Below are 23,338 nucleotides of genomic sequence, written 5' to 3'. Positions count from 1 at the left end.
GTCGTTCTCCGCCTCAGATAGCCAGACGGTTCAGCCGACGCTGCCGCCCGTAGGTGAGGTTGACGATGGCGCGGGTCACGATGATCGCCGTGAACATCGAGGCGATGATCCCGATCGACAGCGTGATCGCGAACCCCTTGATCGGGCCGGTGCCGAACAGGAACAGCACGAGCGCCGCGATCAGCGTGGTCACATTGGCATCCGCAATCGTGGTGAACGCGCGATCATAGCCCGAGGCGATCGCGGCCTGTGGTGACAACCCGTTTCGCAACTCTTCGCGTATTCGCTCGAAAATCAGCACGTTGGCATCGACGGCCATACCCACCGTCAGCACGATCCCCGCAATGCCCGGCAAGGTGAGTGTCGCCTGCAGCATCGACAACACCGAGACAATGAAGATCAGGTTCAACGCAAGCGCGACGTTCGCGATCACCCCGAACACCCGGTAGTACAGCACCATGAAGATCATCACGGCGATGAAGCCGATCACCACCGACTGCATACCGCGATCGATGTTCTCCTGACCGAGGCTCGGGCCCACCGTACGTTCTTCGACGATCGACATCGGCGCGGCGAGCGCCCCGGCGCGCAGCAAAAGCGCCAGGTTGCGGGCCTCGCGGCTGCTGTCGAGTCCGGAGATCTGGAAGCGACGCCCCAGCGGCTCGTTGATGCGTGCGACGTTGATTACCTCTTCGCTACGCGAGGTGCGCATCACCTGCTCACCGTCTTCCTCAACGGTCTCGGTCGAGGTCTCGATGAACACGGTGGCCATCAGCCGACCGACGTTGTCCGAGGTCACGCGGGAGAAAATCCGCGCACCCTGACCGTCCAGATTAATGAACACCGCCGGACCGCCCGTATCCTGGGCAATGCCCGAGGAGGCATCCGTGATGTAGTCACCGGTCAGCATGACCTGACGCTGCAGCAGCACCGGTGTCCCGTCGCGTTCGTGGTAAAGACGCGTGCCCGACGGCGCACGCCCGGTCTCGTCAGCCTCCCGCGCATCACCGCTCTCCGACACGAGGCGGAATTCCAGCGTCGCAGTCGCGCCCAGGACCTCCTTTGCCCGTGCCGTGTCCTGCACGCCCGGGAGCTGCACCACAATCCGGTTCTCGCCCTGCTGAGCGATGATCGGTTCCGCCACGCCCAGCTCGTCGACCCGCGAACGCAGCGTGGAGATGTTTTGCTGCAGGGCCTGACGACGCAGTTCCGTCAGGTGGTCGTCATCCAGCGTGGCTACCAGTCGGCTGGTGTCCCCGGACCCACGCGACTCCCAGACCAGTTCCTCGCGATACTGGCGCTGTAGCCAGCTCTCGGCCGCTTCGCGGTCCGCCTCGCTCTCGAACATCACGGTCAGATCGCGGGAGCCGCGTTCCACGGTGTCGAACGAAATACGCTCTTCCCGCAGGCGTCCGCGCAGCTCGTTCGAGTAACGCTCCATCGCGGTACCGATCACCGCGTCCAGGTCCACTTCCATCAGGAAGTGGACCCCGCCACGCAGGTCGAGGCCGAGAGCCATGGGCTGGCCATTGATGGCTCGCAACCAGCGCGGGGTGGCCGGGGCCATGTTCAGGGCGACGGTGTGATTGTCATCCAGCGCGTTGCGCAATATCTCGGCAGCGGTGGACTGCTCGTCTGTGGTCTCGAAGCGCAACAGGATCTGGCCGTCGTCCTGCTCCTCGACCGTGTGCGGCGTGACGCCCTGGGCGCCCAGGATGGTGCCCATCAGTTCACGGATGTTCTGATCGATCTCGCCGGTGGTCGGGTTCCCGATCTGGACCGACGGGTCCTCCGGGAACAGGTTGGGCGCGGCATAAAGCCCCGCGCCCAGGATGATGACGACGATCAGGGCGTACAGCCACGCCGGATAGGAATTGCGCATATTCGAAGACCCTAGAGGTCCTTGAGGGTGCCCTTGGGCATAACCTGTTGAACCGACTGCTTCTGCACGGCGATGTTCACGCCATTGGCGATGTCGACCTTGATGAAGTTCTCGCCTACCTCGGTAATCGTGCCGGCCACACCGCCATTGGTCACGATCTCGTCACCCTTGGACAGCGACTCCACCATCGACCGGTGTTCCTTCGCGCGCTTGCTCTGCGGGCGAATGATCAGGAAGTACATGATCGCGAAAAAGATCAGGATCATGATCAGGAATTCGATCATGCCACCACCGGCGCCACCACCGTCTTGGGCATGCGCTGCAGAAATCAGAAAATCCATTGGAACACTCCCGTCTAGCGAATCGGTTCAGGGCCGCCGGGCCTGGCGCCCGGCGCCCGCGAGACCCGTGACCGGGCTCGCGAAAATTGCCGCGCGGATTATGGCACAGGCGGCACTTCCATGCCGCGCCGACCATAGAAATCGGCGACGAACGCCTGAAGCGTGCCCGCCGCAATCGACTCGCGCAGGCCGCGCATCAGGTCCTGGTAGTAATGCAGGTTGTGGGTCGTCGCCAGGCGCGACCCGAGAATCTCGTTACATTTGTCGAGATGTTTCAGGTAAGCCCTTGAATAATTGCGGCAGGTGTAACAACCACACTCCGGATCGATCGGGCCCGTGTCGTCACGGAAGCGCGCATTACGGATACGCAGGACCCCTTCCCGGGTGTACAGAAATCCATTGCGTGCGTTGCGGGTAGGCATCACGCAGTCGAACATGTCCACGCCGCGGCGCACGGCTTCCACTATGTCCTCGGGCCGCCCCACGCCCATCAGGTAGCGCGGGCGGTCCTCCGGCAGTAGCGGCAGGGTCACATCCAGCGTGGCGAGCCGCTCATCTTCCGGCTCGCCCACCGACAGCCCGCCGATCGCATAGCCGTCAAAGCCAATCTCGCGCAGACCGGCGGCTGATTCCCGACGCAGCGCCGGGTACATGCCACCCTGCACAATACCGAACAGTGCCGCCGGATTGTCACCATGCGCCTCGCGCGATCGCGCGGCCCAGCGCAGCGACAGCTCCATCGACTTGCGCGCCTCGTCCTCGGTGGCCGGATAGGGCGTGCACTCGTCGAAGATCATCACGATGTCCGACCCCAGCTCGCGCTGGACCCGCATGGACGACTCCGGCGTCATCAGCACTTTCGAACCGTCCACGGGCGACTGGAAACGCACGCCCTCCTCGCTGATCTTGCGCATCTCGGCCAGCGAGAAAACCTGGAATCCACCGGAGTCGGTCAGGATCGGTCCTTCCCAGTGCATGAAGTCATGCAAGTCACCATGTGCCCGGATCACTTCGGTACCCGGCCGCAGCATCAGGTGGAAGGTGTTGCCCAGGATGATCTGTGCCCCCAGCTCGCGCAGCTCCTCCGGGGTCATAGCCTTCACGGTCCCGTAGGTCCCCACCGGCATAAAGGCGGGCGTCTCGACTTCACCACGCGGAAACCGCAGTCGGCCTCGGCGTGCCGCGCCATCCTGCCCCAGGTGTTCAAACTCCATCGTGTTCCTCCCGGACGCTCGGCGGCAGATCCGCGGGATCGCCCGGCGCCAACCACATGGCATCCCCGTAACTGAAAAAGCGATAGCGATTCGCGACCGCATGGGCATAGGCGTCCAGGATCCGCCGATATCCTGCAAAGGCGGCTACCAGCATCAGCAGCGTGCTCTGCGGCAGGTGGAAGTTCGTCACCATCCGGTCCACGACGCGAAAACGATATCCGGGCTGGATGAACAGTCGTGTTTCACCCTGAAAGGGCTTAAGCCCGCCCTCCGCCGCGGCCGTCTCGAGCGACCGTACACAGGTCGTGCCCACAGCCACCACGCGCCCGCCACGCGCTTTGCAGGCCGCCACGGCGGCACAGGCCTCCGGCCCCACCTCCAGCCACTCGGCGTGCATCTCGTGGCGCGAGGTGTCGTCCACCTTCACCGGCTGAAAAGTCCCCGCCCCGACATGCAGCGTCACCGTGGCCGTCTCGACCCCCTGCGCGCGCAGCCGGTCCAGCAGTGCATCGTCAAAATGGAGCCCAGCCGTCGGCGCCGCCACCGCGCCCTCCTTGCGGGCGAACACGGTCTGGTAGCGTTCGACATCGCTGCCCTCGTCCGCCCGCTCGATGTACGGCGGCAGCGGGATATGACCATGCTGCTTCAGCAGTGCGAGCATGTCGGCGCCGTCCACCAGACGCAGCCGGAAAAACGGCCCCTGACGATCCGTCACCTCCACCGTAAAGGCATCCGCCAGGTGGAGGCACGTGCCGGGCTTCGGTGCCCGACTGGCCCGCACCATCGCCAGCACCTGGGTCGGTGACTCGATCCGTTCCACGAGGACCTCGACCTGCCCACCGCTCGCCTTCTGCCCGAAGACCCGCGCCGGGATCACGCGCGTATCATTCAGCACCAACAGATCGCCCGGCCGCAGCAGTGACTCAATCGCGCCAAACGCGGCATCTTCCGCCCGTTGGTCTTCCAGCACGAGCAGGCGCGAGCTGGCTCGCTCGGGCAGCGGATACTGGGCGATCAGCTCCTGCGGGAGCTCGTAGTCGAAATCGGAAACACGCATGGCGCGCGATGCTACCACGCACCGGCGCCCTGAATGCGGATCAAGCGAAGGCGCAATCTCCCTTGCCACACCCTGCTCGTGCGCTACACTAGCGCCTCGAAAGCCGGGATGGCGGAACTGGTAGACGCGCCGGATTCAAAATCCGGTTCTGGCAACAGAGTGCGAGTTCGATTCTCGCTCCCGGCACCACCTCTTTATCTCGGGCCCTCCGCCAGGCTCGAAACCGCGCACCTGGCCGGTGTAGCTCAGTTGGTAGAGCATCTGATTTGTAATCAGAGGGTCGCAGGTTCGACTCCTGTCGCCGGCTCCATATCGCACACAGCAAAAGGGCCAGCCGAAATGGCTGGCCCTTTGCTTGTCTGCACTCCCGCGGGTCGGTCCTAGCGGAAGATGCTTTCGTGGCGGGCTTCGCTCATCTGCGGCGCATCCGCCGGGCAGACCGACTCCGGATCAATCCGGGCGGCATCATCCACGAGCCCCAGCTCGGCAGCAGTCGGCATGTCGCCACGCGAGATATCGAGATACTCGAGCAGTCGGCCCATGCCATTCAGCGCCCGCGCCTTGGCAATTTCCATGTCGTGCTGGGCGTTGATGTAGGCGCGGCTCGCCTCGAAGTGCTCGTTCTCGGTGTCGAGCAGATCCAGCAGGCTGCGCTGGCCAATGCCGAACTGCTGACGATAGGCGGTACGCACGCGGTCGGACGAGTCCCGATGCTGGCGCAGGAAGCGCAGCTGACTGTCCAGCGAACGCATGTCGTTGTAGGCCACCGACACCGTTTGGCGCACATTGCGGCAAACCGACTCTTGCTGATCGCGCGCCTGGTTGAACTCTTCGGTGAACTGGCGCACCCGCGCCTGGTCAGTGCCGCCGCGGAACAGGTTCCACGTCATCACCACCAGCGCCGAGGTGTCATGGATACGGATGTCCTCGCGTTCGAGCACATCATTCTCGTAGGCATGACGCAGCTGCAGGTCCAAACGCGGATGGAAGGCCGAACGGGCCACGTTGCGCTGTTCCTGCGCCGCTTCCATGTTGCGCAGCGAGGCGAACATGGCCGGATTCTTGGTGATGGCCTCGGTCAGAGCCTCCTGAACCGTGCCGGGAATCGGCTCGTCAGAGAAGGTGCCAACCAGGTCCACCCGGTCGTCCGCGGGCATCTGCCCCACGATCCGGTAGTACCGTGCATTCACGTCGTGCAGGTTCTGGCGCTCGGTCAGTAGATTCGACTCGGCCAGGGCCAGACGTCCCGAGGCCTGCTCGAGGTCAACGCCCCGGCCGACGCCACGATCGGTCTGGTCCACGATCTGGTCGTAAACCTCCTTGTGCGCGTCGTAGTTCTCCTGCGCCAGGTCGACCAGGGCGCGCTGACGCTGGACATCGGCGAAGGCACGCACGGCTTCCAGTGCAATCTCCTCGGTCGTCTCGCGCAGCTCGAAGTAACGCACCCGCTGAATCTCGCCCAGACGGCTCACTTCGCTTGCGGTCTCGAAGCCGTCGTAGAGCATCTGCGTCAACGTAATGTCCACGCCCCGCGGATTGCGCGAGAAAGAATCAAAATTGTCGTCGCTGGAGCGCTGGCGCTGATACCCGGCACGGGCGTTCAGGTCGATCTCCGGCAAAAAGCGCCCGCGCGCGCCGGTCTGCTCTTCCCCGGAGGCACGAAAGGCATGCCAGCGCGACTGCACATCGGGGTTGGAAAGTACCGCTTCCATCGCGGCGTCACGCAACGGCTCCGGTGCCTCGGCCTGCGCCGAACCACCCACTACCATCGCCACGGCCGCCGTCAGGGCCAGCAAACCACCTTTGCCAGCCACAGGCCTAATCCCGTTCATCATTTTTGTCCTCCCATAAAACCTGTTCGCCCACTCTTTTTGTCACCGAGCCAGCGCATACCGCTAACCGGAAGAAACGCTTATGTACGCCTCACACATTTGAACGATAGGCCTAAGCCCTTACCCGCGCAATCATTTTTGAAATGGTTCACATAACGGCAAACAAACGCCTGATAAGGCGAGAAACACCGCACAGCACTACGCTTGGGATTTATGTTTGTGGCTTTCCACAAAGGCGTAGCCCATCATTCGGGAAGTAGTGCTTTTTTCAGCCACCGGAGAGCGCGCCGACGTGCCTGGCATCTGGCCCCGCAACCCGTCCCGACTGATACGGCGCGCAAGCCTCGTGCTCGTGCTGGTCGCCGGGGCGTGGCTGCTGGGCTCCAGCCATGCAGGCCTCGACAGCTTCGCCCAGCTCGAGCAGGTTGCGGCCGACCGCTACGGGCCGGAAACCGCCGAGCGCGTACGGCGCTGGCGCGAGCTGCTGGAGGATCTCGCCGATGAAGACGAGCAAACTCAGATCATACGGGTAAACGAGTTTTTCAATCGTCAGCTGCGCTACCAGGACGACCAGGTCACCTGGGGCCAGGAAGACTTCTGGGCCACCCCCCTGGAGGCCCTGGACAAGGGTGCAGGCGACTGCGAGGACTATTCCATCGCCAAGTACGTCAGCCTGCGCAAACTGGGTATCCCCGATGAGCGCCTGCGCCTTTTCTACGTGCGAGCCCGGCTTGGCGGACCCGGAAGCAATCTCAGCCAGGCGCACATGGTTCTCGGCTATTTCACCGACCCGCGAGACGAGCCCAAGGTACTGGACAACCTGGTGACCCGAATTGAACGCGCATCCCAGCGCGACGACCTGACGCCGATCTTCTCGTTCAATAGCGAGGGACTCTGGCCCGACGGGCAGGCACAGTCCGCGGCCGACCCCACGGCCCGCCTGTCACGTTGGCGCCGCGTCCTGGAGCAGCTGGACGAATACGGCCTTGATCTCGACCGACCCATCAACTCGACCCCGGAATGAGGGCGCAGTCATGACGCTGAGAAAACAACTCTGGATCGCGGTAGCCATCATTATGCTGCTGGCGTTACTGGTCAGCATCGTGGTGAGCACCCTGTCCGCCCGCGACTACCTGGCGCAGCAGCTGCTGACCAAGAACATCGACAACGCCGCATCCCTGGCCTTGTCGCTTTCCCAGCTGCCCAAGGACGAGACCACCGTGGAGCTGCAAATCGCCTCGCAGTTCGACACCGGCCACTACCAGCACATCCGGCTGATCGATCCGACCGGCGACCTCATGATCGAACGCCGCAACCCCGAGCCACCCCAGGGCGTGCCCGAATGGTTTGTCGAGCGCCTGGCCTTCAACGTGCGCCCCGGGATCGCGCATGTGTCCGATGGCTGGTCTTCCTTCGGCACGCTGATCGTCGAGAGCCAGACGAATTACGCCTACGAGGCCCTGTGGGACGGCACCCTCCGCCTCACCGCGATCTTTGCCGGCGGTTTGTTGATCATCGGCCTGATTGGGTCGTTCCTGCTCGGCCGGCTGATTCGGCCTCTGAAGCAAGTGGTGGAACAGGCCGAGGCCGTCGGCGAAAGGCGGTTCGTGACCACCCCGGAACCCCGCACCTGGGAGTTCCAGGCACTGGTCCGCGCCATGAACCGGCTGACCGAGCACGTCCGGATGATGCTGCAGGAAGAATCCACGCGTTTAGAACGCCTGAAAACTCGCCTTCAACACGATGATGTAACGGGCCTTTTGAACCGCGAATCCTTCCTGGCCCGATTCCAGTCGACCCTCGAAAATCGGCACGCCGGATCTGCCGGGAGCTTTGTCGTCCTGCGCGTCGCCAGCCTGCCCGAGCTCAACCAGGCGATCGGACACGACAAGCTGGATGAGCTTCTGGCACGCATTGCCGAAGTCGCGGAACAACAAACCAGCGTGACCGATTACGGCGCCGCAGGGCGCCTCAAGGGTTCCGATATTGCCGTCTTTGGCGACGGCATAGGGGACAGCCGCCGTTTTGCCGAGTCCCTGCTGACGGCGATCCGCGCGGAGCTGGGCCCCAAAGCTCCCGAAGCCATGGCCTTGCATTTGGCCGGGACGCCCTACCACCCCGACGACACCACCGGAGAGGTGCTCAGCCGCGTCGACCAGGCGCTGGTCCGCGCGGAACTGGAGCCGGGCGATTCCATCGCCGAAGAACCGCATGCCGTGCTGCCACATGCCAATCAGAACGAATGGCGCACCGCGATCACCGTGGCCATGGCCACGCATGGCGTGAAGCTGGCGCGATTCCCGGTGATGGACGCCGACCACGAGCTGATGCACCACGAAGCGCCGATGCGCCTGCTGCTGGATGGCGAATCGCGCCCCGCGGGCTATTTCATGCCCTGGGCGGTGCGCCTGGACCTGATCCGGCAACTGGACGACGCCGTACTCGATGCCGCACTCGATCAGCTACGAGCAGGCAACGAGCGCCTCGCAATCAATTTGTCCGTCGACAGCCTGCAGGACACCGACTTTCGCCAGCGTCTGGAATCCCGCCTGGCCTCCGACCCCGAAGTGGCCGGTCGGCTGTGGCTGGAGTTCCCGGCCCGGGGCGCCCTGGCGCATCCGGCCGAACTGCGCGACCTGTGCCGTATCGCGCGTGTCACGGGCTTCGTGGTCGGTCTGGAGCACGCGGGGCCGGAGGCCTTCCGCTCACACGACCTTACCGCGTATGGGCTGCATTACGTGAAGCTGCAGTCCTCGCTGATCCAGGGTGTCCATCGATCCACGGAGACCCAGGCGCTGATTCGCGGGCTTTGCACCCTGGCGCACTCGATCGGCATTCTGGTAATCGCCGAAGGCTGCGACAGCGCCGACGATATCGAGCCCCTGATGGAGCTTGGAATCGACGGCGTGACCGGCCGAGCCGTTCAGTCCCTCAAGGCTTGATCAATACAAAAAAGCCCCGCCAACAATGGCGGGGCCTCGCGGATACCAACGAACCGCGCGTTCTACTGGTCGATCTTTAGCTGATCGTTAGTCAGCAACGCCTGGATGATGGCATCGGAACTGTCACCCAGATCAACGCCCTGCAGCGTGATGATCTGATCCGCATTGTCCTTGTCACCGTTGAGACCGCCGTTCGAGTGGACGTACAGCACAGTGTTTCCGTTTTCTGTTTGCGCGTACAGGTAATTGTCGAGGTTGTCCTCGCTTTCACCTTGCAACAGGTCCGAAAGATCCAGCACATCACCCGACGTCCCGTCCCCGGGCTTGAAGTCCGTGACGGTATCTTCGGCCGGCTGCCCCGCAACATTCGCCTGGTCTCCCGCATTCCAGACGAAGGTATTGTTGCCGCCTCCGCCCGTTAGCGTGTCGTTTCCGGCCCCACCGATCAACGTATCGTCGCCGCTGCCTCCGAACAGGACATCGTCCCCATCGCCGCCAATCAGCACATCATTGCCGATCGAGCCGATCAGAGTGTCGCTGTCTTCCGTCCCGACCAGAGTCACCCCCAGCGGTTTGACCGAATAAGCGCTCTGATTGGGCCCTTCCCGACCGCCAAAGAAGGCAATGTAGGCGAAGCTTTCGTCGTGCTCGATCGTCGCCACGCCGTCGACCACCACCAGATCTCCTGTCGCAATCCGGTCGCCCTGTTCGTCATACAGGGCGTAGGTCGCACCGGTAATCGGGCCTTCCACGGCGAACTGAACCCCATCGACCGGCTGCACTAGTTCGAACAAAAGCCCTTCGTTGTGCTCAATCGCGTTGGGATCATCCGCATTGCTTTGATGATCCACTGCATAGAAGCCATTTTCGCTGACGGAGACGGAGGCACTCTGGTGCCCAGTCTGTTTCAAGCCAGAAGCCGTTGCAGCGGTGCCTTGCGTCGAGCTACCGACCGTATGCGCCGTCACGTCACTATAGATTTCGCGCGGATCGGGATCGCCTGGATCCTCATCACCCGGGTCATCATCACCCGGGTCCTCATCACCCGGATCCTCATCACCCGGATCCTCATCACCCGGGTCCTCATCACCCGGATCCTCGTCGCCTGGATCCTCGTCGCCTGGATCCTCATCACCCGGGCCCTCATCACCCGGGCCCTCATCACCCGGATCCTGGTCGCCAGGCACGTCCTGCGGCGGTTGTTCATCGACAACGATCTCGTCCGCCGAGGCAACAGACCCGCCCGAGTCGGTACCCTCTCCGGGTTCCGGCTGGCCCAGTGCATTCACGGGAAAAACGTACTGCACCGGCGGCACTTCATCATTCACGCGGACGACCCGGACAAAGCTACCGCCTTCACCGGGTGCTCCACCTTCTACACCCGCAGCCGGCGCGTCCAGCAGATCATCCAGGCTCTCGCCCCGATCCAACGCCGCGATAACCTCCTCGACCGTGGCATCGCCTATTTGTGACGCCATCGGATCCGCGTCTGCGGACTGCACCAGGTACTCTGTGAGTGTCGCCGCTTCGCCCTCCGCCAGGGTGACGCTCGAACCATCCGCCAACGCGAGCTCCACCAAGCCGCCAGACTGGGTTGTAACCTCCTCTCCAGCATAAACCGGGTCACCCTGCTGAAGTACCCGCGAGTTGCCCTCGGCGTCACGAACAGTCACGGTCCCGATCACCGCCTGAACCGTTGCAACAATCATTTCCGGGCCCATGGCCTTATCCCTCATCATGCTCCCCCGCACTGGGGTGCTCATGATTGAATTGTTACGCCTAGCGTCAAAATTCCGTTAGCTGTACTGAAGTACAGGTCGTGGATTCGCCTCACGCAACCGTCAACACACTGGCGGTCTCGGTTGCGTATGAACAAAAAAGCCCGGGTCCGCGATGCGGCCCGGGCTTCTTCCATCAGGCAGACAGCCCCTTACTGATCGATTGTCAGGTGGCCGTTCTCGATCAGCGTCTGAATAAAATCATAGGACGAGTCGAAACCGTCCATGCTGACCCCTTCCAGCGTAATCGCGTAATCGGCCCCGCCCGTATCCGTCCCGAGCATGCCCCCGGAACTGATGTGCAGCACCGTATCTTCTCCCTGCGACTCGGCCATCAGGTACTGGTCGATGGTCTCCTGGCTCGCGCTCGACAGGAGCTCGCCGAGCGTAATCTGGGCGGCGCCGTTGTCGCTTTCCAGACTAAACCCCTGTATCACGAACCGAGCGGGGTCGTCCGTCGTGCCCTGCCCGCCTTCCGCAACCACGAAAATGTCCTGATCCGAGTCCACCGTCAGGAAGTTCGCGCCAAAGTCATCGGCCTCTTCGAGCGTCTCCACCGAATCGGCAACCAGGGCTTCATCGCCTCCGGCAGGATAGAAATCGGCATCATCGCCCTCGCCAACCTGGACCGACAAATCCACCGGTCGAACCGAGAACTCGCTTCGATCGCCGCTCCCTCCCGAGCCTGTGCTGCCGCCCTGGAACGCGATGTAGGAAAACGTCTCGCCGCTCAGCTCCAGGAAACCGTCTTCGTTCACATCCGCGGCAAGATCACGAGCCTCGCCGATGCGCACTCCATCGGCATCGTAAAGGTGATACGAGCCGCCATTGATCGCACCTTCAATCTGGAACACTGCTGTATCCGTGGGGCTGACCAACGTAAACAGCAGGGCCTCACCAAATTCGATCGCGTTCGGATCATCCGATGCCGACTGATGGTCGATCGCAAAGAACCCGTCCTGATGCGATACCGCGGCACTCTGCGCGCCCGTCGACTTCAGGTTGTTCGCGTTCGCCATCGTGCCCTGCACATCACTGGCGCCGACCACATGAGCCGAGGCAAACAGATCCGGCCCGGGTTCGGGGGGTTCTTCCCCGCCTGGTTCGGGAACCCGCGCAAAAGCGCTGTCGGTATCCACCAGACTGGGGAGATCCACCAGTTCGATCGTGCCCTCCACGATCACGTTCAACTGGTTACCGTCCACCACACCTGCCCGGATTGCGGCCGCCCCGGCCTCGGTCAGTACCACCACCCAGTTGCCCGCCCCATCCTGAGCGAGCGCAAGATACGCCGTATCGCCGCCGACAATGCTGTAGACGATTGCGCTGGCTAGAGCGGGGTCCAGCCCATCCAGATTCAGGGTATGGGAAACCTCGAAGACCACATCGCCCGCAGCCGCATCGTTCGCGTCGTCATAGCCGTATCCGGCCGCCACGGATACCGACACCGTTAGCGTCGGGTTGGCGGTCACCGGAGGGGGCGGCTCAACCGGTGGTTCTACTGGTGGCTGCCCGGGAGGCACAACCGTGTCCGCCGTTTCTCCTCCCGGCACCGCGACGGTCTCGCCCAGAGCATCGGGACGACCGAAGACGTTTTCCGGAAAAGTGTAGTTAATCGGCTCTACTGGCTCGTTAATGCGTGCGACACGCACGAAACCGCCTCCATCGCTATCACCACCTTCGAGACCGGCCGCCGGTGGCGCAATCAGCGCATCCAGTGACTCACCACGCTCCAGGGCCGCAATCACTTCTTCCGCCGTCGGAATCTCTGGATTGTCCGCACGGCCGCTATCCGCCAGAGCTTCGCCCACCAGGACCTGCTGACCCTCACCGAGCGACAAGACACCACCTTCCATCGCCTGCAGATCAACCGACGCCCCCTGCAGTGGGATCACCTCTTCCCCCGCATACACGGGATCGCCGACGGCGAGCACCCTGGAATTGCCGTCGACATCTCTCGCAATCACAGTCCCGGTCAATGCCTGGACGGTGGCCACTACCGTATTCACTGCCATCGAATCCCCCTCATGCGCCAGCCCTCAAGACCGGCTCAAACAGACGCCTTCGCGTCCATAATCGATCCAACCTCAGTGCCTGGTCTGGGTCCATCGCCACCGGCACACCGCTGTGCATGACACGTGATGTTCTAGCCAGCCTTTTCTAGAGAAGGCCTTCGTCGTCTTCCATCAAATTCAGTCGCCGAGCCGAAGCCCGAAGATCCTTGCGGCCCAGCAGCTTCTGCTGCGCCGCATCCGGAAGGTCCGTAAACCGGATCACACCCTTGTACGTGAGCACCTCCACCAGGTCCTCCAGCACACGAATCAGCTCCAGATCCGAGGCCTGCAACGCGGCGGGCGCAGGCTCAGCATTATTTCCAGCCAAGAAGCCCAGAAGTTCCGGCGACTCGGCCGCCATAAACTCCGCACACTCGGCATTCGCGTCCCGACTCACTAAGTCAATCCTGCCTTCTGCATCCCGTCTCACATACATAGGCCGCCTCCCGGCCGCTCGGTATTCCAGTACCCAGCCTACACCCTCAGACACGGGAAAGCCCCGCCGATTCGGACCGGCGGGGCTTCTTCCCGTTCGACCAGTTACTGGTCGATCTTCAGCTGGTCGTTATCCAACAATTGCTTGACGAATTCAGCCGAATCCCTGCCGTCCATGCTAACGCCCTCCAACACGATGGACTGATTGTGCGCCCATTCACCATTGCCGTTATTCGCGTTACCACTATTGCCCGGCGACGTGTCGCCCTCCGTTCGTACATACAGAACCGTGTTGCCTTCGCCATCCTCTGCCGCGAGGATGAACTCATCGACATTGTCGGAGTCCGCTCCGACCAGCAGGTCCGAAAGGTCCAGCCGGTCAGCATCCCCTTCGCCAGTAAAACCTTGTTCCCAATCGACCGTGAAATCTCGCACCCCATCCTGCGGCATTTCGTCGGGATCAAAGTCGTCTCCGGAGTTCCCTGGGCCGGTCGACGGGACGTCCCCGGCCACATCACCGGGCCAGATAAACGTATCGGCACCGTCACCACCGATCAGGATGTCATTGCCGGCACCAGCCGCGATCTGATCCGCACCCGAGGTGCCCACCAGGATCTCGTCTACCTCCGTACCCGCAATGGTTGCGCCCGGCTCGAGATCGTCACCCCAGATCACCTCCACATCCGGGCTGTCGATACGGATCGAAAGGGTCGCAACCGCTTCGTCACCGTTCGGATGCGTCAGCTTGTAATCGAAGGTCTCGATGTTCCCGGCGTTGGCAACATCATTGGATGCCGTATAGGTATACGTCCCGTCCTCCGCGAGGGTCAGTGAACCAAACTCCCCGGCCACCGTATGTTCGCCTTCGACTTCGACGAATCCATCGCCATCGAAGACGCTCAGGGTCGTCGAATCGCTTCCTGGCTCATCGGAATTGCCTTCGGCATCCTCATCCGTAATCACATTCCCAGTAACCGTGTTAGACGCCTGCTGGTCTACCACAATCTCCGAGAATCCGACCTCCCCGCCCCAAGAGATGGGACCAAAGCTCCCGCCGTTGGTTTGCTCCCCAACCAGTTCCAGTCGGTAAGACCCCGAACTCAGGTCCTCGGGTAGGTCCAGCGGCACGTTCAAGTCGGAACCATCTGAAGCCTTTCGCGTGATAACATCACTCGCAAGAAGTTGTTCACCTTCAACAATGTCGTCTTGGTAGAGCGCCCACGTGAATTCGGCTTCGCCCTGAGAAATGATCCCTGCCCAAAGGCTGAACTCCGCAGCCATAGAGACCGAACCCGTATAGCCCTCACTTATCGTGAACTCGCGAGTCTCTGTCCAATCCGTCGCTTTCTCACGACCGCTCAGGTGTTCTTCCAACGACTCGCCGACATAGGCCGTATTCAGATTATCGACCGCGCTCACTGCACTGGCGTAAACGACCTCCGTGCTGTCGACATCCACGTCGCTCCATACGCCATCCGTGGAAACTGCTTGCGCCGACACCTCGATCTCATCGGATCCAGCATCGGGACGTACCGTCAATCCATCGATATCGGCCGGGTTCACCGTATAAAGGCCATCGACCGCTGACTGTACGTTGCCGTTGACCAGGAGTTCGCCGCCCTGTACCTCCAGCTGGTAGTAGTCGATCTCGCCCGGGTCATCGATGCTGCCGTCGAGCGAAACCGTGTAGATAGTGGACGTGACATCCAGCTGCCCCTGGATGTTGCTGACATCGACGACTTCGTCCGGATGCGTAGAACGCACCTCGAACACAACCTCCGCTCGACCGTTCTCATCCAGCGTCACCGTCAGCGACTCGTCCTCGGCAGGGAACACGGTGCTATCCGAATTGGCCGGGTCGTACCACGAGGTCTCGTAGAGCTCCTCGCCGTTCACAAAGACCTTAAAGGTGTCCCGCGTACCGCCACGATTCTCCCAAGACGGAAGCCCATCCGGGTTTCCATCTTCCCAGCCACCTTTCGCTTGCTGCGTCCAGCTGAGGTTGAAGGTTTGCCCGGCATTGGCCTGGCCAAAGTCGAACATCAGTGTCTCGGTATCCGCCGGCGGATTGGGATCGTTAATATTCCCATCACCGGAACCGCCGACACCCAGGTCCGCGAAACCATCCTTGAGGACAGTCTCTTGGCCCTCCTCGGAATCGACCGAAACCGAAACCGTCGGAATCAACAGGGTCTCGACCTCAGGCAAATCGACCAGCGCAGGATCAAAGATAATCGGAATCTCATAGCTGGCGGCATCACCATCACCATCTTCCGCATGGAAGGTCACCGGAAGTTCAAAGCTCTCCGATGCATCCATGTAAGTCCCGGACATACCCTTGATGTTGTATTGGTTCCCGCCCGAGGCTCCCAGGAAACGGATCTCGTCAAACCCACCTGGCTCACTAATCGACAAGCTGTTACCGGACCCCACGAGGTCGCCATCGCGGTAGATCTCCCAGCTCGGCGTACCCTGGTTCCCCATCGTGAAGTCAAGATCCGTGACGTACTGATTAAAGCTTGCGGACAGGGTTTGACCGCCACTGATTAGGTTGTTCGCGACACCAATACCGCTTCCAGACCAATTGACGGCGCCATTATCCGACGCAAACTGGACTTCCAAACCGTTGTCGAAGACAAACAGGTCATCGTCGATTCCACCACCAGCGGTCAGGCTTTCTTCGTCGAAACTGCTCCGTGCCATCGGGTCGATCGGCGCCAGCACATTGATGTAATAGCCACCATCAATACCCGCCTGAATCGTGAAGACCGGGTCTCCATTTGAATTGAGAGCGGTCAGTGTCGCCGTATCGGCGTCAAAACTGGACGTTAGCTTGTCGCCTCGCGAGGTCAGAAGGACTTCATCCCCATCGAGCAGCGCCACGAGATACCCGTCGTTATCAACGGATAGTTCTATGTCCTGAATGAATGCCCCATCGACGTCCGCACCGATGTTGAGCCCGTTGTTGCCTTCTACCGGGCTGTCGGTTATCTCACCGGTAAGGGTGATTCCTTCACCGTCCTTGAATACGGGTGCATCGTCGCGGATCAACACGTCGATGGTGTCATCGGCAACCTGGCCGTTATCGTCGGTCAGCGTGACCGCGATCGAGTCCTTCCAGTCCAAGTTACGGCCCTGACCATCGGGATGCTCGATCGGCTCGCGGAACTCCAGATCGAAACTCACTTCCCCGGTATCGCTATCGAAACCATTGAGGGTCAGCAGGTTGCCATTGTCGGTTTCGATATCCACCGTATTGGATTCGCCAAGCGCTTCGAGTTGTTCGAGCGTCAAAAGCACAGAGCCATTTTCATCGGTGGCCCCGGTGGTGTTGCTCCCGCTCAAGGTTCCTGCGATTGCCAAGCTTGCGATCCCTGCGGGCGCATTGAGCGCGAAGCTGCCCGACTTCACCAACTGAGCGGGATCTGGATTCGTGCCGTTCTCGAGATGCTTCTCGTCGAAGAAGAAATCCTTCTCGCCCAATCCTGTGATTTCCGGCCCCGGGACCGGAACCACTGTGACTGCGGACGCCTGACCAGTCAGCTCGAACGGATTCACCCCGTCCTCTGCGATGGTCACCGAGCCTTCGACAGTAGCGTCGAGCTCGTTCCCCGAGACCTGGCCGTTACGGACGGCAGCAGCTCCGTCCTCGGTCAGGACCACATTGTTACCATCCAGCGCGAGGTAACCGTTGCTGTTCTCAATCAGTGACAGCACGATCTCGCCCGCCAGGCCGCCATCGATGCCGTCCAGATCCAGATCCGTGGTGACTTCGAACACCGCATCACCCGCGCCCGCCGACTGCGGCCAACCCTCGGTGGCACCATCCGCCAGGGCAAGATCAACCGTCAGCTCCGGATTCGGCACCGGCACCATGACACCACCTTCGGCACTGGCTTCAAGCGTGAAGGTGTTGACCAGGTTTTCCCCTATGATCAGCGTCCCCTCGATGGTGACATTGAGATCGTTACCGGAAACCCGCCCGTTCTGAATCGCTTCCGCGCCTGCCTCGGTGAGCACAACCGACCAGTCGCCCCAGTCACTCTGCGAAAGTTCGAGGTATTCGCTGTCACCGCCGACGATCTCGTAGGAGAACTCGCCAAGCGAAGGGTCGATCCCGTCAAAATCCGCCTGAGGTATAAGCGAAAACACCTGCATTCCCGCCTGAACTTCCGCCGATGGGAATCCATAGTCGCCAGGCAACGGGTTGTTTACGCCCTCATTCAAAGCTTGCGCCCCAGGCGTGGCGTCTCCAGGCAGCTGTTCCACCGGGGGCATCGGGAAGACTTCTCCCGGCCATAGCTGAAATTCAAATGTCGGTTCAGGCACCTCAACCGCGACCATTGAGCTCTCAGTGGCTGACACTGGACCGATCCCTTCGATCTCGACCGTTCCCTGAACGTCTACGGAGAATTCGTTGTTAGGAACCTGACCATTCTGAAGCGCCCATGCGCCTTGTTCGGTCAGGACGATGGCCGGATTCCCATCGGCATCCGCGCCAATTGCCAAATAGTCCGAGTCCCCACCAACGATTTCGTATTCGATCGGGCCAGCGGCGGAATCCGGCAGTCCATCGAGGTCCAGCGTGCTGTCGAGACTAAACACCACCATGCCCGTGCCAGGCTGTTCAGACGGCAGCATGTCGACCTGTTGGGGCAGGACGACCCCCGAGTCCTGCATCTGGGGACGAAGATCCGAGCCCATCCGTTCAATCAGCTCACTGAGCGGTGTAACGGAGATGACGAGACTGGGTTCCGGAACCACGTCTTCGGTGGTTTCGCCGCTGTCCGCGAACGTACCCCCACCATTGCCGGCGTCGCCGGGGCCGCCCAAGGTGTTGGGGTCATAGGCGTACTCGATCTGGCCGACCTCTTCGGAGCCACGAGCGATCCGGACGAAGCCGCCGCCTTCGCCGGCTGCGCCGCCGTCGGCACCGGCGGCCGGGGCTTCGATGATGTCGGTGATGTCTTCACCGCGATCCAGGGCGGCGATGATCTCTTCGACGGTGGCATCGGCGATCTCGCCTTCTTCCGGCGCGGGCTCGGCGGATTCCGCCAGGTCGTCGGTGATGGTGGCGGACTCGTTACCCGCCAGGGACATGGTGGAGCCATCCTCGAAGGCCATTTCGATGAAGGCGCCGTCTTCGGCGATGACTTCTTCGCCGTAGAAGATCTCGTCTCCGGGTTGCAGGACGCGGGTGTTGCCGTCCTCGTCTCGAGCAACAACGGTACCCACCACGGATTCGACGGTAGCTACGACGACTTCAGACATGACCTTCTCCTCGGACTCGGAAGTACTTCACAGTTTTCGATGGGTACGAGCCTAGGGGAGTCGGCGTGGGCACGACAGGTGTACCGAAGTACAGGGTTTGTGGGGTTATGGGAGAACCGATATGAGGATCGGTTGGATGAAAACGGATGGAAGCTGCGGGGCGCGGGGGGCTGGATTGATGCGATTCGCTGTGCTCATCGCATCCTACGACCCTCATCAAACGAGGGGGATGGCGTCACGTAGGATGCCGATAAGCGCAGCGAATCGCATCACCGCCGCTGGAGGCGAGCTACGCGTATCGCACCTGAATCAGACGGTCGGGTGCGATTCGCGCAGGCGGGTCAGGTGGAGCACAAGCTGAACGCGGTCATCCACGTTGAGCTTCTTGAAGACGGAGCCGAGGTGCATCTTGACGGTGCGTTCGGTCATGCCGAGCTGGCGCGCAATCTCCTTGTTGTGCGCCCCCGTGGTCACGGCCAGCGCAACTTCCCGCTCGCGGGGCGTAAGGTTCTCGAACCCCTCCGGCGGTGTTTCCGGATCGCGGGGCTGGGCGCTGCGGACTGTGCGAATCATCCGGGTCATCAGGTCGGGACCCACCCATAAGCCACCCCCGGTGACGGTGGCCGCGATCGTTCGCAGCTGGGCGACGTTGGCCAGTGTATGGCAGTAGCCGTGGGCCCCCGCGTCGAATGCACGGATGCCTTCTTCGTCATTCGGGTGTCGCGACTGCACAATCACCCGATGCACCAGAGTCCTTTGTTTGACGTACTCCTCCCAGTCGGCCAGATCCGTACCAATCCAGCAGGCTTCGGTGCCCTCCGGCAGGGTCGACGGAAATGGCGGGCGCAGCACCTGGGCATCCGGAAAGGCCTCTACCCAGCGCGACGACGGCCGCGACGCTCGGTCCATCATAAAGATCTGCATGTTGCTCAGCGCTCCGTAAAAGCCAGCTCGCCCGCGCGGAGGATCGGCTTCAGCAGGTACTGCAGGATGGTGCGACGCCCGGTGATGATATCCACCTGCGTGACCATCCCGGTCATGATCGGATGCTCCTCGTCGAACCCGGTTTCCTCAGTTCGTACGCGGACCTTGTAATAGGTGTTGCCGTCGTCGTCGGTAATCGTGTCCGGACTGATGTGCTCCACGGTGGCATCCAGGCCGCCGTAGATGGCGAAGTCATAGGCGGTAAACTTCACCTTGGCGTTAAGCCCCGGGCGCAGATAGGCAATATCACGGGGCGATACCCGCGCCTCGATCAGCAATTCGTCCTCCAGCGGCACCACCTCGGCCACCTCGCGCCCAGGCGAGATCACGCCACCGCGCGTGGTGATGAACATCCGCTGCACAATCCCCGCCATGGGTGATCGCACCTCGGACAGCCGCACGCGATCCTCCAGGCCCTCGGTGCCCTCGGCCAGCTCCTGCAGCCGCCCAAGGGTGTCGGCGAGCTCCGAACGCCACTGATTGCGGAAATTCAGCCGCACCTCGCGGATCTTCTCTTCCGCTTCCTCGATCGCGGCGTCCAGACGGGCAATCTGCGCCGTTGCCTGATCACGATCGCCGCGGGCGTTGGAGACCTCGCGGCGCAAGCGCAGGATCTCCACTTCGGATACCGCCCCGCTTTGCACCAGCGGTTCGGTCACCTCCAGCTCTCGACTGGCCAGCTCCAGGGCACGGATGGCCTGGCTGCGGCGCGCCCTTACCTCGTTCAGCTCCTCGCGCCTTTGCCGCATCTGCTCTTCGGCAATGCGAATTCGCGAGCGCAGCTCATCCAGGCTTTCTTCGTAAAGCTGCTGTTCCTGCTCGACGATGGCCTGCGGCCCTTCCTGCAGGTCTGGTGTGATCAGGAACGGGGTTTCCGTCAGCAGCGCCATAAGGCGCGCCCGGCGCGCCTTCAACGCGAACTCGCTCGCCCTCGCCTCGCCCAGGTCGGACAAAAACCGCGTCGGGTCCACACGCACGAGCACGTCGCCCTGTTCCACGACATCCCCCTCGCGCACCAGGACCTCGGAGACCACGCCCCCGTCCATCGACTGCAGCACCTGAAGGTTCTGCGACGGGATCACCCGCCCATCCGCGCGGGCCACCTCGTCAATCTCAGCAACGGAGGCCCAATAAACCAGCAGGCCCAGCGTAATCAGGATCCCGTAGAGGAGCGCGCGGGCGCGGATCGGACGCTCCTGTATCTGCGTCCAGTCGGCGTCCGATGCCCAGTTGCGGTGGTCGCCACCACCCTTGGTCAGCCACGGGCGAAAGATGCGGTCCACCATCGGTGCACCAACCTTTCCGGTCTGATCCATACCGCGGCCAAGCGCCTCGAATCCCTGGCCGTCCCTGCGCGTGCGCTTGCTCATGCCTGCGCCTTGCCCACGCGGCCTTCCCGCAGCGCCTGGATCACCTGCTCCTTCGGCCCGTCGGCCACCACACGGCCCTGATCCAGCACGATGATCCGGTCCACCAGCTCTAGCAGCGAGGTGCGGTGCGTGACGATCACGGTCGTCCGCCCCTGGATGAATTCCGCCAGACGGCGCTTCATGCCCTGCTCGGTGGAGTTATCCATGGAGCTTGTCGGCTCGTCCATCAACAGCATGCTGGGCTCGTGCAACACGGCCCGCGCCACACCAACACTCTGCTTCTGCCCTCCCGAAAGCCGGCCCCCGCGCTCCCCGACCTGCAGATCGACACCTTCTGGGTGGGTGTTAATCAGGTCCTCGATCCCGGAGATCGCGATCGCCTTGCGGATCGCCTCGTCGCTGGCCAGAGGATCGGCCGCCACCAGATTCTCGCGCAGGCTCCCGTAGAACAGCGTGACTTCCTGGCCCACATAGCCCAGCGACCGCCTCAGCTCAGCCGGGTCCAGCTGGCGTACGTCAATCCCGTCCACCAGTACCGCCCCGGAGGTCGGCTGATAAAGGCCCATGATCAGCTTGGCCAGCGTGCTCTTGCCCGAGCCCACGCGACCCAGCACGGCGACGTGTTCGCCCGCCTCGATCTTCAGCGAAACCCCCTGCAACGCCGGTGTGGCGGACTCGGGATAGGCGAAGCCGACATTGCGAAACTCGATCGCGCCCTCGAAGCGATCACGACTCAGGAAGTGCGAGTCCGCCGGGCGCTCGACCGGCAGCGCCATGATCTCGTTCAGCGAACCGAGCGCGGTCGAGGCCTGGTGATACTGCATCAGCAACCCGGCGGTCTGGCTGATGGGCGCCATCGCGCGCGAGGAGATCAGGTAGGCGGCAATCAGCCCACCCATGGAGAGATCTCCCTCCATCAGCAGGAACACACCGAGCACGATGATGGCAACGCCGACCGTGTGCTGCGCCCACATTGCCGTGTGCGTCACGCTTGCGGTCAGCAGTCGGTTCTGCGCATTGGTCCGGGCCAGGTGCGTCGTGGCGCGTTCCCAGGTCGCCTGCACCCGTCCCTCCGCCCCAAGGGCCTTGAGCGTCTCGGCACCGGTGAGGCTCTCGACCAGCGTCGAGTTGCGCTGCGCCGCCACGCGATAGCTCTCTTCGGCGAGTCCGTGCAGCTTGCGATGGATCGCGGTGGCATAAAACAGCAGCAGCAGCGCGCCAATGGCCACGGGGATCGCCAGCGGCCAGGCGATCAACGCGATGATGGCGATGAACATGAACGCAAACGGCAGATCCACGAAGGCGATGATCGTCGCCGACGATATGAAGCTGCGGACCGACTCGAACGCGCCAATGTTCGACGCAAACGAACCCACCGAGGCCGGCCGGTTCTCCATGCGCAGTCCCAGCACACGCTCCATGATGTGCGATGAGAGCTTTACGTCCGCGCGCATCGCCGCCTTGTCGACGAAGTGGCTGCGCATGGTGCGCAGGATCAGGTCCGCGATCAGCACGATCACAACACCCGCCGCGAACATGAACAGCGTCTCGGTCGCGTGGTTCGGGACCACGCGGTCGTACACGTTCAGCACGAACAGCGGCATCGCCAGCGCGAACAGGTTGATCATCACCGCTGCGATCAGCACATCGCGATACAGCGGCCGGTTCTCGCGAATCACCCGCCAGAACCAGTGCCCCTTGCTCTCCTTCGAGACCCGCGGTGCGCGGGCATCCATGCGAAACTCGGGCCGCACGTAGATGGCCCGCCCTACGTAGCGCTCTTTCAGCCGTTTCAGCGGCACATCGATGACCGCATCACCCAGCTCGGGATCGATTACTCGGGCCACGCTCTTGTCTTCGTTCCAGCCGACCAACACCCAGGCTTCGTTCTGGTCCAGCAGCAGCAGCGCGGGCAGCAGGTCGTCCTTCAGTCCGCGGGCGTCGCGGGTGACGGTGCGTGTGGTCAGTCCGGCACGCTGTGCCGCACGCGGGACCAGGGAGGGGCACAGCCGCCCGTCGTCCAGAGGAAGACCCGCAAGCGCGGAATCCGGCGTCAGACGCAGCCCGTGCATGCGGGCGATCAGGATCAATCCACCGAGAAGGCTGTCCGAACGGCCCTCCCCATCCACGATCGGGAACTCCGGCTCGCGGTCATCCACATCGCCCATGGACCCCGAC

At 62.4% G+C, this 23,338-nt stretch carries 14 protein-coding genes and 2 tRNA genes; 4 read left to right on the top strand and 12 right to left on the bottom strand.

Annotation, left to right across the window (positions count from 1 at the left end; genetic code table 11):
- Nucleotides 1-13: 13 nt before the first annotated feature.
- From secD to queA, 4 genes are all read right to left on the bottom strand, one after another.
- The gene (secD, locus tag G015_RS0110485; protein ID WP_018139380.1) at nt 14-1,882 is read right to left on the bottom strand and encodes a protein translocase subunit SecD; all 1,869 of its coding nucleotides are present in this window, start codon (nt 1,880-1,882) and stop codon (nt 14-16) included.
- A gap of 11 nt (nt 1,883-1,893) precedes the next feature.
- The gene (gene yajC / locus G015_RS0110480) at nt 1,894-2,223 is read right to left on the bottom strand and encodes a preprotein translocase subunit YajC (RefSeq protein ID WP_018139379.1); all 330 of its coding nucleotides are present in this window, start codon (nt 2,221-2,223) and stop codon (nt 1,894-1,896) included.
- A 98-nt stretch (nt 2,224-2,321) separates the two neighbouring features.
- Nucleotides 2,322-3,437 carry a tRNA guanosine(34) transglycosylase Tgt gene (tgt, locus tag G015_RS0110475; RefSeq protein WP_018993884.1) on the bottom strand — a complete coding sequence of 372 codons (1,116 nt, stop codon included), beginning with the start codon at nt 3,435-3,437 and terminating at the stop codon, nt 2,322-2,324.
- Nucleotides 3,427-4,494: a tRNA preQ1(34) S-adenosylmethionine ribosyltransferase-isomerase QueA gene (gene queA, locus G015_RS0110470; RefSeq protein WP_020146674.1), complete on the bottom strand. Its 1,068-nt coding sequence runs from the start codon at nt 4,492-4,494 to the stop codon at nt 3,427-3,429. Before queA ends, tgt begins: the two co-directional genes overlap by 11 nt.
- Nucleotides 4,495-4,596: 102 nt before the next feature.
- Between queA and G015_RS0110465 the strand changes: the two genes are divergently transcribed.
- Together G015_RS0110465 and G015_RS0110460 are read left to right on the top strand one after the other, a co-directional pair.
- Nucleotides 4,597-4,683, top strand: a tRNA-Leu gene (locus G015_RS0110465).
- Nucleotides 4,684-4,728: 45 nt separating this feature from the next.
- Nucleotides 4,729-4,804, top strand: a tRNA-Thr gene (locus G015_RS0110460).
- Nucleotides 4,805-4,874: 70 nt separating this feature from the next.
- Here G015_RS0110460 and G015_RS0110455 read toward each other — a convergent pair.
- Nucleotides 4,875-6,263, bottom strand: a complete 1,389-nt coding sequence (locus G015_RS0110455) for a TolC family outer membrane protein (RefSeq protein ID WP_026333021.1) — start codon at nt 6,261-6,263, stop codon at nt 4,875-4,877.
- Nucleotides 6,264-6,672: 409 nt separating this feature from the next.
- Between G015_RS0110455 and G015_RS0110450 the strand changes: the two genes are divergently transcribed.
- Both G015_RS0110450 and G015_RS0110445 read left to right on the top strand, forming a co-directional pair.
- Nucleotides 6,673-7,350, top strand: coding sequence for a transglutaminase-like cysteine peptidase (locus tag G015_RS0110450; protein ID WP_020146673.1), 678 nt, complete (start codon nt 6,673-6,675; stop codon nt 7,348-7,350).
- Between the two features lie 10 nt (nt 7,351-7,360).
- Complete coding sequence (locus G015_RS0110445; protein WP_020146672.1) at nt 7,361-9,268, top strand: LapD/MoxY N-terminal periplasmic domain-containing protein; 1,908 nt, start codon at nt 7,361-7,363, stop codon at nt 9,266-9,268.
- 62 nt (nt 9,269-9,330) lie between these two features.
- On the opposite strand, the gene G015_RS13780 is transcribed toward G015_RS0110445, so the two are convergent.
- From G015_RS13780 to G015_RS0110405, 7 genes are all read right to left on the bottom strand, one after another.
- Complete coding sequence (locus tag G015_RS13780; protein WP_051089000.1) at nt 9,331-10,989, bottom strand: retention module-containing protein; 1,659 nt, start codon at nt 10,987-10,989, stop codon at nt 9,331-9,333.
- A gap of 209 nt (nt 10,990-11,198) precedes the next feature.
- A complete protein-coding gene (locus G015_RS0110430) occupies nt 11,199-13,061 on the bottom strand; it encodes a retention module-containing protein (RefSeq protein WP_020146669.1) in 1,863 nt (620 codons plus the stop codon).
- 145 nt (nt 13,062-13,206) lie between these two features.
- Nucleotides 13,207-13,536, bottom strand: a complete 330-nt coding sequence (locus G015_RS0110425; RefSeq protein WP_012982708.1) for a hypothetical protein — start codon at nt 13,534-13,536, stop codon at nt 13,207-13,209.
- 104 nt (nt 13,537-13,640) lie between these two features.
- Nucleotides 13,641-18,806 carry a retention module-containing protein gene (locus G015_RS0110420; RefSeq protein WP_020146668.1) on the bottom strand — a complete coding sequence of 1,722 codons (5,166 nt, stop codon included), beginning with the start codon at nt 18,804-18,806 and terminating at the stop codon, nt 13,641-13,643.
- Between the two features lie 309 nt (nt 18,807-19,115).
- Nucleotides 19,116-19,730, bottom strand: a complete 615-nt coding sequence (locus G015_RS0110415) for a response regulator transcription factor (RefSeq protein WP_012982710.1) — start codon at nt 19,728-19,730, stop codon at nt 19,116-19,118.
- Between the two features lie 5 nt (nt 19,731-19,735).
- Nucleotides 19,736-21,160 (bottom strand): HlyD family type I secretion periplasmic adaptor subunit, encoded by a 1,425-nt coding sequence (locus G015_RS0110410; RefSeq protein ID WP_012982711.1) that lies wholly within the window; start codon nt 21,158-21,160, stop codon nt 19,736-19,738.
- Entirely contained in the window at nt 21,157-23,328 is a 2,172-nt protein-coding gene (locus G015_RS0110405; protein ID WP_012982712.1) for a type I secretion system permease/ATPase, read from the bottom strand. The genes G015_RS0110410 and G015_RS0110405 overlap by 4 nt, the downstream gene beginning before the upstream one ends.
- Nucleotides 23,329-23,338: the final 10 nt, after the last annotated feature.

It is taken from the genome of Thioalkalivibrio sp. ALJ15, assembly GCF_000383695.1.
Taxonomy (GTDB): Bacteria; Pseudomonadota; Gammaproteobacteria; order Ectothiorhodospirales; family Ectothiorhodospiraceae; genus Thioalkalivibrio.
Note: the sequence above shows the minus strand (reverse complement) of the source record. Positions and strands in the feature narration are given on the sequence as shown.

Coding starts and splice junctions, on each gene's coding strand:
- G015_RS0110445 (WP_020146672.1), top strand. CDS start 7,361: ATGACGCTGAGAAAACAACTCTGGATCGCGGTAGCCATCATTATGCTG.
- G015_RS13780 (WP_051089000.1), bottom strand. CDS start 10,989: ATGGGCCCGGAAATGATTGTTGCAACGGTTCAGGCGGTGATCGGGACC.
- G015_RS0110455 (WP_026333021.1), bottom strand. CDS start 6,263: ATGGTAGTGGGTGGTTCGGCGCAGGCCGAGGCACCGGAGCCGTTGCGT.
- G015_RS0110415 (WP_012982710.1), bottom strand. CDS start 19,730: ATGCAGATCTTTATGATGGACCGAGCGTCGCGGCCGTCGTCGCGCTGG.
- secD (WP_018139380.1), bottom strand. CDS start 1,882: ATGCGCAATTCCTATCCGGCGTGGCTGTACGCCCTGATCGTCGTCATC.
- G015_RS0110420 (WP_020146668.1), bottom strand. CDS start 18,806: ATGTCTGAAGTCGTCGTAGCTACCGTCGAATCCGTGGTGGGTACCGTT.
- G015_RS0110410 (WP_012982711.1), bottom strand. CDS start 21,160: ATGAGCAAGCGCACGCGCAGGGACGGCCAGGGATTCGAGGCGCTTGGC.
- G015_RS0110430 (WP_020146669.1), bottom strand. CDS start 13,061: ATGGCAGTGAATACGGTAGTGGCCACCGTCCAGGCATTGACCGGGACT.
- queA (WP_020146674.1), bottom strand. CDS start 4,494: ATGCGTGTTTCCGATTTCGACTACGAGCTCCCGCAGGAGCTGATCGCC.
- tgt (WP_018993884.1), bottom strand. CDS start 3,437: ATGGAGTTTGAACACCTGGGGCAGGATGGCGCGGCACGCCGAGGCCGA.
- G015_RS0110405 (WP_012982712.1), bottom strand. CDS start 23,328: ATGGGCGATGTGGATGACCGCGAGCCGGAGTTCCCGATCGTGGATGGG.
- yajC (WP_018139379.1), bottom strand. CDS start 2,223: ATGGATTTTCTGATTTCTGCAGCGCATGCCCAAGACGGTGGTGGCGCC.
- G015_RS0110425 (WP_012982708.1), bottom strand. CDS start 13,536: ATGTATGTGAGACGGGATGCAGAAGGCAGGATTGACTTAGTGAGTCGG.